2 protein-coding genes are annotated in these 1,175 nt (G+C 59.4%); both read right to left on the bottom strand.

Annotated elements, in window-relative coordinates; translation table 11 throughout:
- Window positions 1–704 (bottom strand): DUF2169 domain-containing protein (locus tag EOA22_RS34430; RefSeq protein ID WP_164756212.1); only part of this gene is annotated, 704 nt, incomplete at its 3' end.
- A 3-nt stretch (window positions 705–707) separates the two neighbouring features.
- Window positions 708–1,175, bottom strand: a 468-nt coding sequence (gene tagF / locus EOA22_RS34435) for a type VI secretion system-associated protein TagF (RefSeq protein ID WP_127390652.1), incomplete at its 5' end; no start/stop codon positions are given.

The following is a 1,175-nucleotide window of genomic DNA, read 5'->3' on the forward strand; positions in this document are numbered from 1 at the left end:
GTTCGGCTGAAATCCAAGGGCAGCAGCGGATCACGCCTCTTTTGCCATTCATCGCCATAGGTGCCCGCATGTTTGACGCGCGGCATCCAGTGCCGCGCAACTGGACCGAAACCTGCTGGCCGGCCGCTTTGGTGATCGCGATAGGGTGCGTCAGGATACTCGAAGTTGGGGCCGGTCCTGCCGATCAAATGTCGTGCATCGACGGCGAAGCCGGTTCCTACGGGGTTTCGTCGGTCCCAATCGGGCGTGGAGGCCTGAGTGTCCGTGCCGCCAAAAGTTCTCCGCCAAGAAATCGGAATCCGAATGAAAGGCTCGGGTCGGCTCATACGCACCAGTACCGGCCCCGGCATAAAAATACGGTCGCCAATCGCACGCACGCTCTTGTCCAACACGTTGCCTATCTTGATACGCGCCATCGACTCGATATTCGGTCGCTGATCAGGCGCATATACGTGGCCTTCTACAAGGACATCGGTGTGCTTCTTTTCAATGACGAGATCGTCGTCATCAAGTAATTCCAGGGCGTCAGCGCTGTGGATAGGGGCCATATTAACAGGAACCTGATCCTTCAGAAGCTGCTGCTTACCGTCGAGGTCAAGTTCGAACGATGCTTTGATCGCGATCAGCCACCATTCGTGGCCGTGTTCGTCGCGGGTCCAAGCTTCCTGGGCCGCAAATGGCGTCTCGTTCCAGAGATTCCACATCGGTCAACAGATCTCCCCACTGACGGCAAGGAGAGATTCGAGGATTTTGGTGGGTTCCTCCGGATCGACGTCGTAAAGGTCGGAGGTTGCGGTCCACACGACCATGCCGTCGATCGCTTCCCCGCGTTCGTCGCGATCAGGGAAGGGAAAAACCAGCAGCGCCTGGTCGAGCGCGTCCGGCGTCAGCCCGGTCTCCTGGGTTTCAAAACAAAGCGCTTCCATGTCGCGGAACCAGTCGGCCCTACGCGTCATCGTCTCGTCCGCAGAGGACATCATCGCGACGATGCTAAGAGGAAAGCGCCGTCCAACCCGGTCGGCCGAGGGCAAGATTACCCCCGCCGCGTTTCCGAATGCCGCAGGCCCTGAGATGAAACGTAGTGGGATTCGTTCGTCCCAGGCTTTCGAGCCCATCAGCGGGACGAGATGCTGCGCCAGCCAGCGGTCCCAAGCGCGCACAAAGTCGCCCGGCAG

Origin of the sequence: Mesorhizobium sp. M7A.F.Ca.US.014.04.1.1 (genome assembly GCF_003998745.1) — a bacterium.
GTDB lineage: Bacteria > Pseudomonadota > Alphaproteobacteria > Rhizobiales > Rhizobiaceae > Mesorhizobium > Mesorhizobium ciceri.